The organism is Caulobacter sp. GW456-12-1-14-TSB4, from assembly GCF_059424195.1.
This window is the reverse complement of sequence record NZ_JBWKZF010000002.1, coordinates 118,506-132,586: the sequence shown is the minus strand read 5'-3', so window position 1 is coordinate 132,586 and position 14,081 is coordinate 118,506. Positions and strand designations below refer to the sequence as shown.

Genomic DNA, 14,081 nt, shown 5'->3' with positions numbered 1-14,081 from the left:
CATTACTTGCGGGCCTCGAACACCTTGTAGCCGCCGCCCTCGGCGACCAGGCGCACCTTGCTGAAGCTCTCGCCCAGGATCGCCTCGTAGGGCAGGTGACGGTTGGCGACCATCCACAGCACGCCGCTCTTGCGCAGGGCGCCGGCGGCCGAGGTGATGAACGCCTGACCCAGGGTCTTGTCCTCGCCGCCGCCCTCGTGGAACGGCGGGTTGCTGACGATAAAGTCCAGGTCCTTCAACGCCGTCTGGCGCGCATCGCCCCAGATGAAGTCCGCGCGGGGATCGGTGACGTTGCGCTTGGAGACCTCGAGGGCGCGATGGTCCAGCTCGACGAGCGCCAGCTTGGTGACCTTGGGCGCGGCCAGCACGTTCAGCGCCAGCAGGCCGATGCCGCTGCCGAAGTCGGCGCCCGCGCCCGCGAACTCGGGCAGCACCTGGAGCAGGGCGTTGGTGCCGGCGTCCAGGCGGTCCCAGCTGAACACGCCCGGCTGGGTCCACAGGCCGTTCTCGGAAATCTGGCGCGGTGCACCGGCCTTGATCGCTTCGTCCAGGCCCTTGATCACGGCAGGGCGGACGACCAGGCAGATGCGGTTGTGGCGACGGGCGCTCTCGCCGACCTCGCAGCCCAGGGCCTCAAGCTCCTTCTTCAGGCGCAGGCCGCCGCGATCCTTCGGGGCGAAGGCGGTCATGCGGCCGCCGGGCGTCAGAACCCGCAACGCCTGGGCGAGGACAAATCGTCGCTCCACCGCGCCGGCAGGGGCGCGGACGGTCACGGCGTTAAAGGATTCGTCCGGAACCGAGGCGATGTCGCTGGACCCGACGATCAGCGGCGACAGCTGCACGGCGTCCGCCGCGGACGGCGCCAGGTCATGATCGGCCTGGCCATAGATCGCGGTATTGGAAGCCGACATGCTTGTCCTGAAAGGGTTTTCCGGTCGCCAAGAGCTCTGGCGGGCAGGGTGGGATTCGAACCCACGGTAGACTTTCACCTACGGCGGTTTTCAAGACCGCTGCCTTAAACCACTCGGCCACCTGCCCGGAGCAGGCGGCTATATCAGTGCTCTAGGTCCTTAACCAGACTTCAAAACAAAGGGGCGACGATGTGAGCTCGGAAGGGGTGTGGGCCCGCCTGGACGACCATCGGATGAACCAGCGTATCGATCAGGTTTGGAAGATTGCGCGCAACCTCGGCCTCATGGCCCTGGCCACCGTGAGCCTGGCCGCCTGCGCCACGCCCAAGTACGACGTCGGCAAGTCCGGCTACACGGCCTCGGCCCGCAACGAGACCACGCGTGGCTCGGCCCCGCGCGCCGGTTCGACGGTCGGCCGCGATGGCAAGGCGCTGCGCGGCACCGAAAAACCCTATCAGATCAACGGCATCTGGTACTATCCGCGCGCCGACAAGGACTACAACGTCGTGGGCGTCGGCTCGTGGTACGGCGAGCAGTTCCACAACCGTCGCACGTCCAATGGCGAAGTCTTCGACATGGACATCCCGTCGGCGGCCCATAAGACCTTGCCGCTGCCGAGCCTGGTCGAGGTGACCAACCTGGACAACGGCAAGAAGATGATCGTGCGGGTCAACGACCGCGGGCCGTTCGTCGACAGCCGTATCATCGACCTGTCCAAGGCCGCGGCCCAGCAGCTCGGCTACTACCGCCAGGGCGTGGCCCGGGTGCGGGTGAAATATGTCGGCCCGGCCCCGAAGAACGCCTTCGACGGTCCGCGCCAGTACGCCGTGCAGCAGACGGCCGTCCCGCCGCCTGCGCCCGCGCCGCCGCGTGAGCGCAGCTTCGATGACATCAAGGAACCGACCCAGCGGGTGCAGATCATCCCGTCGCGCGAGCCGGCTCCCGACTGGGGTTCGGCCCCGCCGATCAATCCGCCTGACCGAGTCCCCGAACGCGTGTACGCCTCGGCCGCCAAGTCCGGCTTCCGGGTCCAGGCCGGCTCGTTCTCCAGCCGAGAGAACGCCGAGAAGGCCGTGCGCCAGCTTGGTAGCGCCGGTGACGCCCAGATGGATGTGATCGAGCGGGCCAGCGGGACCCTGTATCGCGTCACGGTCTCGGCCGGCCAGAGCGAGGGCGAGGCCTGGAGCCTGCGCCAGCGGGTCGAGTCGCTGGGCTATCAGGGCGCGACCGTCCTTCGACCCTAGACAAGGCCCCCTAGACAAGGTGCGTAAACCGGTCGAATGAGGCCGGGTGACCCAGGGTTCTTTCATTAGTTTCGAAGGCGGGGAGGGGGCGGGCAAGTCCACCCAGATCCGCCGCCTGGCCGAGCGCCTGAGCGCGGCCGGCCATGACGTCGTCGTCACCCGCGAGCCGGGCGGCAGTCCCGGAGCCGAGGCCATCCGCGAGCTGCTGGTCAACGGTGCGGCCGACCGCTGGTCGCCGGTCACCGAGACCTTGCTGATGTACGCCTCGCGCCGAGACCACCTGGAACGGGTGATCCGTCCGGCGCTGGCGCAGGGCAAGGTCGTGCTGTGCGACCGCTTCGCCGATTCCACCCGGGCCTATCAGGGCGCAGGCGGCGGCACGCCGGCCAGCCTGATCGCGGCCATGGAAGAGCACGTGCTGAACGGCACGATCCCGACCCTGACCCTGATCCTGGACCTGCCCGCCGAGGTGGGCCTGAGCCGCGCCGAGGCGCGCGGCGGGGCGGCGCGGTTCGAGTCCAAGGGCCTGGACTTCCACCAGCGCCTGCGCGCCGGTTATCTGGAGATCGCCCGCCAGGAGCCCGAGCGCTGCGTCGTCATCAACGCCGACGCCGAGCTGGACGCCGTGACCGCCGCGATCATCGAGGCCGTCGCCGAGCGGCTGGCGCTCTGATGCCGGCCCATCCACGCGACGTCTACGGCCTGGATGGGCAATCGGCCGCCGAGGCCTCGTTCCTCGACGCCCTGGATCGCGGCCGGTTGCACCATGCCTGGCTGCTGACCGGCCCGGAGGGCGTGGGCAAGGCGACCCTGGCCTACCGCATGGCGCGTCGCCTGCTGGGCGCGCGGCCCGATCCGTCGATGGGCCTGCTGGGCGCGGCGCCGTCCGATCCCGTCAGCCGTCAGGTCGCCGCCCGTTCGCATCCGGACCTGATGGTGCTGGAGCGCCTGACCGACGACGGCAAAGCCCGCAAGTCGATTCCGGTGGACGAGGCCCGCCAGCTGCCGGAGTTCTTCTCCACGACGCCGGCCGTCTCGCCCTATCGCGTGGCGATCATCGACGCGGCCGACGATCTGAACGTCAACGCCGCCAACGCCGTGCTGAAGACGCTGGAGGAGCCGCCGCCGCGCGGGGTGATCCTGCTGATCAGTCACGCGCCGGGCAAGCTGCTGCCGACCATCCGCTCGCGTTGCCGTCGCCTCTCCGTACCCGCGCCGGGCGTGCCGGCCGCCGCCGAGATGGTCGAGCGCGTGGCGGACGTCTCCGGCCGCGACGCCGAGCGTCTGGCCCGCATGGCCCACGGCGCGCCGGGCAAGGCGCTGCAACTGGCCGCCGCCAAGGCCCTGGAGATGGACGACGCGGCCAACGACATCCTGCGGATGCTGCCCAAGCTGGACGAAGGCGCGCTGCTGGCCCTGACCGACACCTTCCGGGGCGCCGAGGGCGCGGCCCGGTTCGAGCTCCTGATGGAGCGCATGGCCGACCAGGTGCGCATCTTCGCCACCCAGGTGGTCGCCGACGGCAAGAACTCGCCGGGCCTGGATCGCTGGGCGGCGGTCTGGGAGCGGCTCACCAATGTGCCCGGCGAGGCCGAGGCGGTGAACCTGGATCGCGCCGATGTGTTCTGGAGCGTCATCTCGGACTTGCGCGCGGCGGCCAAGACGGCGATTTGAGCGGCATGCTCATCGACAGCCATGTGAATCTGCACGCGCCCCAGTTCGCCGAGGACAAGGACGCCGTCATCGCCCGCGCTCGCGAGGCCGGCATCGGCCTGATGGTCACCATCTGCGACAAGGTCTCGTCCTTCGAGGCGGTGCACGCCATCGCCATGGCCGAACCCGACATCTGGTGCACGGTCGGCACCCACCCGCACGAATCCAAGGAAGACCCGGAGCTGACCGCTGCTCGCCTGGTCGAGCTGGCCCAGCGTCCGCGCGTCATCGGCATCGGCGAGTGCGGCCTGGACTTCCACTACGACCTGTCGCCGCGCGACGTGCAGGCCAAGGTGTTCCGCCAGCACTGCATCGCCGCCCGTGAGAGCGGCCTGCCGCTGGTGGTCCACACTCGCGAGGCCGACGACGTCATGGGCCAGATCCTCGAGGAGGAGCATGCGGCGGGCCCGTTCAAGATCCTGATGCACTGCTACACCAGTGGCCCGGCCCTGGCGGCCCGCGCCATGGCGCTGGGCGCCTGGTTCTCGGTCTCGGGCATCGCCACGTTCAAGCAGGCCGAGGACGTGCGTGAAGTGATCCGCGACATGCCGGCCGACAAGATCATCGTCGAGACCGATTGCCCGTACCTGGCCCCGATCCCGATGCGCGGCCGCCGCAACGAGCCGTCATATCTGCCGCATATCTACGACAAGCTGGCCGAGATTCGAGGCTGGAGCCGGGCCGATACCGAACAGCGGACCGAGGACGCCTTCTTCAACCTGTTCGACCGGATCCCTCGTCCATGACCGGACCGCTGGAGTTCACGATCCTGGGCTCCGGCTCCTCGGGCGGCGTCCCGCGCGCCGATGGCAACTGGGGCGACTGCGATCCGGCGGAGCCCAAGAACCACCGCTCGCGCTGTTCGATGCTGGTACGAAGATTGGGGCAGGGGGCTCTGAACGAGACCACTGTCGTCGTCGATACGTCGCCGGACCTGCGCCTGCAGACGGCCGCGGCCGGCGTGAAGCGGGTCGATGCGGCGCTCTACACCCACGATCACGCCGACCAGGCCCACGGCATCGACGACCTGCGGCCGTTCTTCCTGAACCAGCGCCAGCGTATCCCGACGTACATGGACCAGGCCACGCACGATGGCCTGCTGACGCGGTTCGAATACATCTTCAAGACCCGGGGCGGCTACCCGGCCATCATGGAGCCGCGCCTGATCCCGCCGCTGGGCGAGGACTTCCAGATCGACGGCCCCAGCGGATCGATCCCGGTGCACACCTTCGACGTGGATCACGGCGAAATCCGCGCGGTCGGCTACCGCTTCGGCGGCGTGGCCTACACGCCCGACGTCCGCGCCATTCCCGATGGCAGCTGGGCGGACCTTGCCGATCTCGACGTCTGGATCGTCGACGCCCTGCGCTGGACGCCGCACCCGACCCACGCCCATGTCGAACTGGCGCTGGAGTGGATCGCCAAGGCCAAGCCCAGGCGCGCCATCTTGACCAACCTGCACATCGACCTGGACTACAACGCCCTGACCGCGCGGCTGCCGGCTGGCGTCGAGGCGGCCTATGACGGCCGGCGCTTCACCCTCTAGGCAACTTTCCGGACCACTCCGGAGTTCTCCACTGCGCCGCTTGGAAGTCCCCTGCGCATTTTTGGGCGCCGACGCGTGCCCTTCGTCGCAACTTTTGCCGAGTTTGGCGAAAACTTGGCTCTACGTAACAGCGTTGAAATAAGCTTGTTCAACAACACCGTCATAGGGGCGCGGTAGGGTCTCCTTCCCGAGCGTCACTGACCAGACCATCCCATGGCTGAAACCGTCACCATTTCCCGAGAGATCTTCCAGAGCCTGCGCTCGCGCCTGCCGGCGGTGACGCGCGAGCATCTGTTCGATTGCTACGCCATCAGCGAAACCACCTGGACCAAGCTGCGCGACGGCAAGCCCGTGAAGCGCTCGACGCTGGATCGTATCCTGACCAAGCTGGCCGCGCTTGACGCCCGGACAGCCGCCAAGAGCGTCGCCGCCTAAAGTTGGCCGAGGCCAACTCTAGCTCTTAAGGGCGGAGCGCTTCTGGGCGAAACCGCCTGCGCTTTCGCCGGCGCGCTCCGGTCTTTATGCCGCCCTTATGTGGCGGCTCAGCTTCGACATAGAGCCCTTACGCGCGGGCATGGTCCAAGGCCTCCAACAAAGGAGGCCCTTATGGCTGATCTTATCTTTGGGGCGCTGGCGCTTGGCCTGTTCGCCCTGTTCGGCGCTTTCGCCGCCGCGCTGAGGCGCGTCTAGCCATGCTCGTGAACTTCCTATGGGCCGCCGGGGCGATCGTCGTCGCCGGCTACATGGTCGCGGCGATGCTGCGACCCGACAAGTTCTGACGGACATACTCCTATGAATTGGCAAGGGTGGGCGGAGATCGCCCTCACGCTTGGCCTGGCGGTCGCGATCGGCTGGCCGCTGGGCGTCTTCATGTCGCGCGTCTGGAATGGCGAGCGCACCTGGCTCGATCCGGTGATGAAACCGTTCGAGGCCTTCTTCTACGCGGCCTGCGGCGTCGATCCCAAGAAGAGCCAGAGCTGGCACGCCTACGCCTTCGCGCTGCTGGCCTTCAACCTGGTCGGTTTCGCGATCACCTACGCTGTCCTGCGCCTGCAGGGCGTGCTGCCGTTGAACCCGCAAGGCTTCCCGGGCCTGTCGGGCCACCTGGCGTTCAACACCGCCATCAGCTTCATCACCAACACCAACTGGCAGAGCTATGCGGGCGAGACGACCATGTCGACGCTCAGCCAGATGCTGGTGCTGACCACCCAGAACTTCGTCTCGGCGTCGACCGGCGCGACGATCGCCGCCGCCCTGGCGCGCGGCTTCACCGCCAATCGCGGCGAGGGCGTGGGCAACTTCTGGGCCGACCTGATCCGCACGACCCTGTACGTGCTGGTCCCGCTGTCGTTCGTGGTCGCGGTCGTCCTGGTCGCCCTGGGCCTGCCCCAGACCCTGTCGGCCGGCGTCGTCGCCCACACGATGGAAGGCGCCGAGCAGAAGATCTCGCTCTACGCCGTGGCCTCGCAGGAAGCCATCAAGATGCTGGGCATCAACGGCGGCGGCATCTTCAACGCCAACTCCGCCCACCCGTTCGAGAACCCGACCGCCCTGACCAACCTGATCACGGCCGTGTCGCTGAACGTGCTGGGCTGGGCCGCCTTCTTCGCCTTCGGCCGCTCGGTCCTGGCCAAGAAGGACGTCCGCGCCTTGGTCATGGCCGCCTTCGTGCTGCTGTTCGCCGGCGCGGCGACCATCTACGCCTCCGAGACCATGACCGCCCCGGCCCAGAAGGTCGCCGGCGTCGAGACGGCCGTGAACATGGAAGGCAAGGAGGTCCGCTTCGGCGCGCCCGCCACCGCCGCCTGGGCCGCCGCCACGACCGGCGCCTCGAACGGTTCGGTCAACGGCATGCACTCCAGCCTGATGCCGATCGGCGGCGCCATGACGATGTTCCTGATGCATCTGGGCGAGATCCTGCCTGGTGGCATCGGCTCGGGCATCGCGCTGATGGTGGTCATGGCCATCCTGGCCGTGTTCGTCGCCGGCCTGATGGTGGGCCGCACGCCCGAATACCTGGGCAAGAAGATCGAGGCCCGCGAGGTCAAGCTGTCGATCCTGGCGGTGCTGGCGATCCCGATCTGCGTCCTGGGCTTCTCGGCGATCGCCGCGGTGCTGCCCGAGGCGCTGAAGGGGCTGATGCACGCCGGGCCGCACGGCCTGTCGGAAATCCTCTACGCCTACACCTCGGCCACGGCCAACAACGGCTCGGCCTTCGCCGGCCTGACCGCCAACGCACCGTGGTGGGACACCACCCTGGCCATCTCCATGGCCATGGGCCGCTTCCTGCCGATCGTCGCGGTGCTGGCCATCGCCGGCGCCCTCGCGGCCAAGCCCAAGCTGGCGCCGTCGGCCGGTACGCTGCCCACGCACGGCGGTCTCTTCGTCGGCCTCCTGATCGGGGTGATCCTGATCCTCGGCGGCCTGCAATTCTTCCCCGCTCTGGCCCTGGGTCCGATCGTCGAGCACTTCCAAGCGCTCGCCTTCGTGGCCGGCCACTGATCCAAAGGGATCAAGACATGACAACCGTTGAAACCCATGCCGGCGAGGGGCCCAAGAAGACTGGGCGCGCCATCGCCGGCGGCCTCTCCGGGGCGGTCCTGGCCCGCGCGGCCAAGGACAGCTTCGTGAAGCTGGATCCGCGCAAGCTGACCGGCAATCCGGTGATCTTCGCCACCTGGATCGTGGCCCTGCTGTCGACCGTCTCGGCGGTCGCGGCCGTCGCCGCCCACCAACCGGCGGGCTTCGCCATCCAGGTCGCCCTGTGGCTCTGGGCGACCGTCCTCTTCGCCAACCTGGCCGAAAGCGTCGCCGAAGGGCGGGGCAAGGCCGCGGCCGACAGCCTTCGCGCCGCCCGCGTCACGACGAAGGCCAAGCTGATCGTCGATCCCAAGACCGGGACCTGGGTCCCGACCCCGGCCCACAAGCTGGGGGTAGGGGAGATCGTCCTGGTCGAGGCCGGCGACGTCATCCCCACCGACGGCGAGATCATCGAGGGCGTGGCCAGCGTCAACGAGGCCGCCATCACCGGTGAGAGCGCCCCCGTCATCCGCGAGAGCGGCGGCGACCGCTCGGCCGTCACCGGCGGTACGACTGTGGTCTCGGATTGGCTGAAGATCCGCGTCACCGCCGCGCCGGGCTCGACCTTCCTCGACCGCATGATCGCCATGGTCGAGGGCGCGGACCGTCGCAAGACGCCGAACGAGATCGCTCTCGCCGTGCTGCTGGCGGGCCTGACCCTGATCTTCCTGATCGCGGTCGTCACCCTGCTGGGCCTGGGCAAGTTCTCGGGCGTCAACCTCGACCCGATCGTGCTGGGCGCCCTGTTCATCACGCTGATCCCGACGACCATCGGCGGCCTTCTGTCCGCCGTCGGCATCGCCGGCATGGACCGCCTGCTGAAGGTCAACGTCCTGGCCACCTCGGGCCGCGCCGTGGAAGCGGCCGGCGACGTCGACACCCTGCTGCTCGACAAGACCGGCACCATCACCTTCGGCAACCGCATGGCTACCGAGGTGATCCCAGCCCCGGGCGTCCGTCCCGACGTCGCCCTGCGCGCCGCCCTGATGGCCTCCATGGCCGACGAGACCCCGGAAGGCCGCTCGATCATCGAGCTGGGCCGCAACCAGGGCGTCGTGGTCGAGGTTCCGGCCGGCGCCACCGCCATCGCCTTCAGCGCCACGACCCGCCAGTCGGGCCTGGACGCCGATGGTCACAGCTGGCGCAAGGGCGCGGTGGACGCCGTCTATCGCTCGCTGGCTCTCGATCCCAAGACCGTGCCGGCCGAGGTCGCCGCCGCTGTGGACCGTATCGCCCGCTCGGGCGGCACGCCCCTGGCGGTCAGCGAGAACGGCGCCCTGGTCGGCGTCATCCACCTGAAGGACGTCGTGAAGCCCGGCGTGAAGGCCCGCTTCGCCGACCTGCGCCGCATGGGCCTGCGCACCGTGATGATCACCGGCGACAACCCGGTGACCGCCGCGGCCATCGCTTCGGAAGCCGGCGTCGACGACTTCCTCGCGGAAGCCACGCCCGAGGACAAGCTGCGCCTGATGCGCGACGAGCAGGCCAAGGGCCGGCTGGTGGCCATGTGCGGCGACGGCGCCAACGACGCGCCGGCGCTGGCTCAGGCCGATGTCGGCGTGGCCATGCAGACCGGCGCCCAGGCCGCCCGCGAGGCCGGCAACATGGTCGATCTCGACAGCGACCCGACCAAGGTCATCGAGATCGTCGAGGTCGGCAAGCAGATGCTGATCACCCGTGGGGCTCTCACGACCTTCTCGATCGCCAACGACGTGGCCAAGTATTTCGCCATCATCCCGGCGATGTTCGTGGTCGCTCTGCCGGCGCTGGGAGCCCTGAACGTGATGCGTCTGCACAGCCCGCAGAGCGCCATCCTGTCGGCGGTGATCTTCAACGCCCTGATCATCGCGGCGCTGATCCCGCTGGCCCTGAAGGGCGTGAAGTACCGCGCCATCGGCGCCGGCAAGCTGCTGTCGCGCAACCTGACCGTCTACGGCCTGGGCGGCCTGATCGCCCCGTTCGTCGGCATCAAGCTGATCGACATGATCATCTCGGCCCTGGGCCTGGCCTGATGCGGGCCCCGATCGTCAAGGACGCCGTGTTCGCCGTCGTGGCGATCGGGATCCTCTTCCTGGCGGCCTGGTCCGCCTAACTATCTTCTCCTGAAAGAACCCCTCCAATGACCTCCCAGTTCGCTTTCCGTGTTCTCGCCGCCGCCTCGGCTCTGGCCCTTTCGGCCGGCGTCGCCCAGGCGCAGGACGGGCCGAAGCTGAGCTACAATGTCGGCGTCGCTTCGGACTACGTTTTCCGTGGCGTTTCGCAGACCAACGAGAACGCCCAGCTGTTCGGCGGCGTCGATCTGGCCGCCGGTAAATTCTACGCCGGGACCTGGGCCTCGAACGTCGACTTCGGCGACAAGACCGACGCCGAGATCGATTTCTATGCCGGCTACAAGCCGACCCTGGGCCCGGCCTCGCTGGACTTCGGCGTGATCTACTACGGCTATGTCAACGCGCCGAAGGGCGCCGACTACGGCAATGTCGAGTTCAAGGCCGCCGGCTCGATCCCGGCCGGCAAGGGCGCCCTGGGGGCCGCGGTGTTCTACAGCCCCGACAGTTTTGGCGCCGCCGACGAGGCCGTCTATTACGAGCTGAACGGCAGCTACCCCGTGATCGACAAGCTGTCGGTCTCCGCCGCCGTCGGCCGCCAGACCTATTCGGGCTCGGGCGACTACACGACCTGGAACCTCGGCGCGGCCTACGCCCTCAGCGACAAGCTGACCCTGGACCTGCGCTACCACGACACCGGCGAGCACGCCTTCGGCAAGCTGTACGGCAGCCGAGGCGTCATCTCGCTCAAGGCCGCCTTCTAAGGAGACGCCGCCATGCTTTCGCATCTTCGTCCGGCCCTGGTTTCCATGGGTCTGTTCACCGCCCTCCTGGGCGTGGCCTATCCGCTGGCCGTCACCGGGGTCGCCCAGGCGGCGTTCTCGGGGAAGGCTAATGGCAGCCTCGTCCGCGACGCCAAGGGGACGGTCATTGGCTCGTCCCTGATCGCCCAGGGCTTCAGCAAGCCGGAATACCTGCACCCGCGTCCGTCGGCGGCCGGCAATGGCTACGACGCCAGCGCTTCCAGCGGCTCGAACATGGGTCCGCTGAACGACAAGCTGATCGAGCGTGAGACCACCGACGCCAAGGCGCTGCGGGCCGAAAACCCCGGCGCAGCCATCCCGGCCGACGCGGTGACCACGTCGGGCTCGGGCCTGGATCCGGACGTCTCGCCGGCCAATGCCCGCTTCCAGGCGCCGCGCATCGCCAAGGCGCGCAGCGTGTCTGTGGGCGAGGTCCAGGCCGTGATTGACGCCCAGACCAAGGCGCCGCTACTGGGCTTCATCGGCCAGCCGGCGGTGAACGTCCTGGCCGTCAACCGGGCGCTCGACGCGCGTTTCCCGAAGGACGGCTAGTTGGCGTCTGACGAACCGATCCGTCCAGACCCGGAAGCGCTCCTGGCCGCCGCCAACAAGGCGCGCCGGGGGCGCCTCAAGGTGTTTCTGGGCATGGCCCCGGGCGTGGGCAAGACCTACGAAATGCTGCGCGCCGCCCGCCGTCGCAAGGCCGAGGGCGTCGACGTCCTGATCGGCGTGGTCGAGACCCACGGCCGCCGCGAGACCGAGAGCCTGCTGCGCGGCATGGAGGTCCTGCCGCGCAAGTCGATCGAGCATCGCGGCAACGTGCTGATGGAGTTCGACATCGACGAGGCCCTGGCGCGCAAGCCCAAGGTGCTGCTGGTCGACGAATACGCCCACTCCAACGCGCCGGGTTCGCGCCACCCCAAGCGCTGGCAGGACGTCGAGGAGTTGCTGGACGCCGGCGTCGACGTCTGGACCACCCTGAACGTCCAGCACCTGGAGAGCCTGGTCGAGGTCATCCTGCGCATCACCGGCGTGCGCCAGCGCGAGACGGTGCCCGACAGCGCCCTGTCGCGCGCCGACTCCATCGAGCTGGTCGACATCACGCCCGAGGAACTGCGCGAGCGGATGGCGGCCGGCAAGGTCTATGTCCCCGAGACCGCGCGGCTGGCGGCGGACAACTTCTTCAAGGTCGAGAACCTCACCGCCCTGCGCGAATTGGCCCTGCGCCGCGCCGCTCAGACCGTCGACGACCAGCTGGTCGCCGCCATGCGCGAGAAGGGTGTCGAGGGCCCCTGGGCGGCGGGCGAGCGGATCCTCGTCCTGGTCAGCGGCGACGCCATGGCCGGCTCGCTGGTCCGCGCCGGACGGCGGCTGTCAGACATGATGATGGACGCGCCGTGGATCGTCGCCCACGTCGAGCGCACCGACCGGCCGGTGGCCGGGGCGGGCAGCGCCGCGCGGCTCGGCGAAGCCTATCGCCTGGCCGAGCAGCTGGGCGGGACGACCGTGGCCCTGACCGGCGGCGACATCGTCGCGACCGTCATGGCCTATGCCCGGCGCAGCAACGTCACCCAGATCGTCATCGGCAAGACGGTCGAGAGCTACTGGCGCGAGCGCCTGGGCCGGTCGCTGGCCTCGGCCCTGCTGCGCGAGGCGCGCGGCGTGGCGGTGCACGTGGTCACCGAGGCCAGCCACGAGCGCGAGCCCAAGCCCGCCAAGCCGTTCGGGCTGGGCGCCTGGCAGGGCTACGCCGTCGGGGCGCTGTTCGTCCTGGCCGCGACGCTGAGCGCCTGGGGTCTGGACGTCGTCTTCGACCACGTGGATCTGGGGATGATCTTCCTGGCCGCCGTGCTGGCTGCGGGCGTGCTGCATGGCCTGAGGCCAGCGCTGGTCGCCGCGACCGTGGCGTTCTTCATCTACAACTACCTGTTCCTGGAGCCGCGCTACAGCCTGGCGATCGGGGCGCCGACGGACTTCATCACCCTGGTGGTGTTCTGGGCCGTGGCCTTGGCGTCCGGCGGCCTGGCGGGCCGGGTCCGCGACCAGGCCCTGGGCTCGCAACGCCGCGCCGCCGCCGTCGCCACCTTGCTGGCCGCCAGCCGGACGCTCTCCGCGGCCTCGGGCAGGGACGCCGTCGCCCGCGCCCTGGCCGAGCAGGTCGCCGCCGCGGCCGGCGGGCGATCGCTGGTGTTGCTGCCGCAAGGCGAGGAGCTCGCCCCCGTCGCCGGCGCGCCCAGCCTGGAGGCCCTCGACGCCGCCCAGATGGCCGCAGCACGTTGGGCCTGGGAGAAGGGGGAGGCGGCCGGTTTTGGCACCGGCACCCTGCCTCAGGCCCGCTGGACCTTCTGGCCGCTGCAGGGCGTGCGCGCTCGCACCGGCGTGGCTGGGGTCGAGGCCGGGGTCGCCCCGCCGGGCTCGGACCTGGAGCGACTGGTCCTGGCCTTGCTGGAGCAGGGCGCCGTGGCGCTGGAGCGCTCGCAGCTGGCCTCCGAAGCGTTGGAGACCGAGACCCTGCGCCGCGCCGACCGTTTCCGCTCGGCCCTGATGAACTCCGTCAGCCACGACCTGCGCACGCCGTTGTCGACGGTGCTGGGCGCCTCCAGCACGCTGCTCGACTACGGCGACAAGATGAAGAAGGCCGTGCGCGACGACCTGCTGGTCAGCATCCGCGAGGAGGCCGAACGGCTCAGCCGTTACGTCGCCAATCTGCTGGACATGACCCGGTTGGAGGGCGGCGGGCTGAAGCTGCGCAGCGACTGGACAGACGTGCGCGACGTGCTCAACGCCGCCGCCGAGCGCGTCACTCGTCGCCTGGGTGGCCGTACCCTGACGCGCGACTACCCGGCGACGCTGACCCTGGTCCAGGCGGATGCGAGCCTTTTGGAACAAGTCATTGTCAATATTCTGGAAAACGCCATCACCTATAGCGAAGCCGGCAGCCGTATCGAGCTGGCGGCCTACGAGGACCGCGGCAATGTCGTGATCGGCATCGAGGACGAGGGCAGGGGCGTGCCGCCGGCCGAACTGGAGCGGATCTTCGACAAGTTCCGCCGCATGGAGGAGCCCAGCGACCGCCATCAAGGCGCTGGGCTGGGCCTGGCCATCGCCAAGGGCTTCGTCGACGCCATGGGCGGTCGGATCGCCGCGGCCAGTCCGATCCACGATGGGCGCGGTACGCGGATGCTGATCAGCCTGCCCAAGGCCATCGCCACGCCACGTGATCTGCTATGACCGGT

General features: G+C 69.1%; 12 protein-coding genes and 1 tRNA gene. 11 read left to right on the top strand and 2 right to left on the bottom strand.

What is annotated here, in order from left to right; translation table 11 throughout:
- Positions 1-2: 2 nt before the first annotated feature.
- Together AC07YH_RS02590 and AC07YH_RS02585 are read right to left on the bottom strand one after the other, a co-directional pair.
- Positions 3-911, bottom strand: a complete 909-nt coding sequence (locus AC07YH_RS02590; protein WP_494745451.1) for a class I SAM-dependent methyltransferase — start codon at positions 909-911, stop codon at positions 3-5.
- Between the two features lie 37 nt (positions 912-948).
- Positions 949-1,038 (bottom strand) — tRNA-Ser (locus AC07YH_RS02585).
- Positions 1,039-1,102: 64 nt separating this feature from the next.
- Here AC07YH_RS02585 and AC07YH_RS02580 point away from each other — a divergent pair.
- The 11 genes from AC07YH_RS02580 (at position 1,103) to AC07YH_RS02530 (ending at position 14,076) form a co-directional block, all read left to right on the top strand.
- Positions 1,103-2,155, top strand: a complete 1,053-nt coding sequence (locus AC07YH_RS02580; RefSeq protein ID WP_494745450.1) for a septal ring lytic transglycosylase RlpA family protein — start codon at positions 1,103-1,105, stop codon at positions 2,153-2,155.
- A 46-nt stretch (positions 2,156-2,201) separates the two neighbouring features.
- Positions 2,202-2,828 (top strand): dTMP kinase, encoded by a 627-nt coding sequence (tmk, locus tag AC07YH_RS02575; protein WP_494745449.1) that lies wholly within the window; start codon positions 2,202-2,204, stop codon positions 2,826-2,828.
- A complete protein-coding gene (locus AC07YH_RS02570; protein WP_494745448.1) occupies positions 2,828-3,829 on the top strand; it encodes a DNA polymerase III subunit delta' in 1,002 nt (333 codons plus the stop codon). The genes tmk and AC07YH_RS02570 overlap by 1 nt, the downstream gene beginning before the upstream one ends.
- A complete protein-coding gene (locus tag AC07YH_RS02565) occupies positions 3,826-4,614 on the top strand; it encodes a TatD family hydrolase (protein ID WP_494745447.1) in 789 nt (262 codons plus the stop codon). The genes AC07YH_RS02570 and AC07YH_RS02565 overlap by 4 nt, the downstream gene beginning before the upstream one ends.
- Positions 4,611-5,414 (top strand): MBL fold metallo-hydrolase, encoded by an 804-nt coding sequence (locus AC07YH_RS02560; protein ID WP_494745446.1) that lies wholly within the window; start codon positions 4,611-4,613, stop codon positions 5,412-5,414. The genes AC07YH_RS02565 and AC07YH_RS02560 overlap by 4 nt, the downstream gene beginning before the upstream one ends.
- A 213-nt stretch (positions 5,415-5,627) precedes the next feature.
- Entirely contained in the window at positions 5,628-5,849 is a 222-nt protein-coding gene (locus AC07YH_RS02555) for a hypothetical protein (protein WP_494745445.1), read from the top strand.
- A gap of 357 nt (positions 5,850-6,206) precedes the next feature.
- Positions 6,207-7,916, top strand: a complete 1,710-nt coding sequence (gene kdpA, locus AC07YH_RS02550) for a potassium-transporting ATPase subunit KdpA (RefSeq protein ID WP_494745444.1) — start codon at positions 6,207-6,209, stop codon at positions 7,914-7,916.
- A 17-nt stretch (positions 7,917-7,933) separates the two neighbouring features.
- Positions 7,934-10,006 (top strand): potassium-transporting ATPase subunit KdpB, encoded by a 2,073-nt coding sequence (gene kdpB, locus AC07YH_RS02545; protein ID WP_494745443.1) that lies wholly within the window; start codon positions 7,934-7,936, stop codon positions 10,004-10,006.
- A gap of 107 nt (positions 10,007-10,113) precedes the next feature.
- The gene (locus AC07YH_RS02540; RefSeq protein ID WP_494745442.1) at positions 10,114-10,806 is read left to right on the top strand and encodes a TorF family putative porin; all 693 of its coding nucleotides are present in this window, start codon (positions 10,114-10,116) and stop codon (positions 10,804-10,806) included.
- A 12-nt stretch (positions 10,807-10,818) separates the two neighbouring features.
- Positions 10,819-11,397, top strand: coding sequence for a potassium-transporting ATPase subunit KdpC (gene kdpC, locus AC07YH_RS02535; RefSeq protein ID WP_494745441.1), 579 nt, complete (start codon positions 10,819-10,821; stop codon positions 11,395-11,397).
- Positions 11,398-14,076: a DUF4118 domain-containing protein gene (locus AC07YH_RS02530; RefSeq protein WP_494745440.1), complete on the top strand. Its 2,679-nt coding sequence runs from the start codon at positions 11,398-11,400 to the stop codon at positions 14,074-14,076.
- Positions 14,077-14,081 lie beyond the last annotated feature (5 nt).

Excerpts from the sequence above, each read along its gene's own strand:
- AC07YH_RS02590 (WP_494745451.1), bottom strand. The coding sequence starts at position 911 with ATGTCGGCTTCCAATACCGCGATCTATGGCCAGGCCGATCATGACCTG.
- AC07YH_RS02570 (WP_494745448.1), top strand. The coding sequence starts at position 2,828 with ATGCCGGCCCATCCACGCGACGTCTACGGCCTGGATGGGCAATCGGCC.
- AC07YH_RS02560 (WP_494745446.1), top strand. The coding sequence starts at position 4,611 with ATGACCGGACCGCTGGAGTTCACGATCCTGGGCTCCGGCTCCTCGGGC.
- AC07YH_RS02555 (WP_494745445.1), top strand. The coding sequence starts at position 5,628 with ATGGCTGAAACCGTCACCATTTCCCGAGAGATCTTCCAGAGCCTGCGC.
- kdpA (WP_494745444.1), top strand. The coding sequence starts at position 6,207 with ATGAATTGGCAAGGGTGGGCGGAGATCGCCCTCACGCTTGGCCTGGCG.
- kdpB (WP_494745443.1), top strand. The coding sequence starts at position 7,934 with ATGACAACCGTTGAAACCCATGCCGGCGAGGGGCCCAAGAAGACTGGG.
- AC07YH_RS02540 (WP_494745442.1), top strand. The coding sequence starts at position 10,114 with ATGACCTCCCAGTTCGCTTTCCGTGTTCTCGCCGCCGCCTCGGCTCTG.
- kdpC (WP_494745441.1), top strand. The coding sequence starts at position 10,819 with ATGCTTTCGCATCTTCGTCCGGCCCTGGTTTCCATGGGTCTGTTCACC.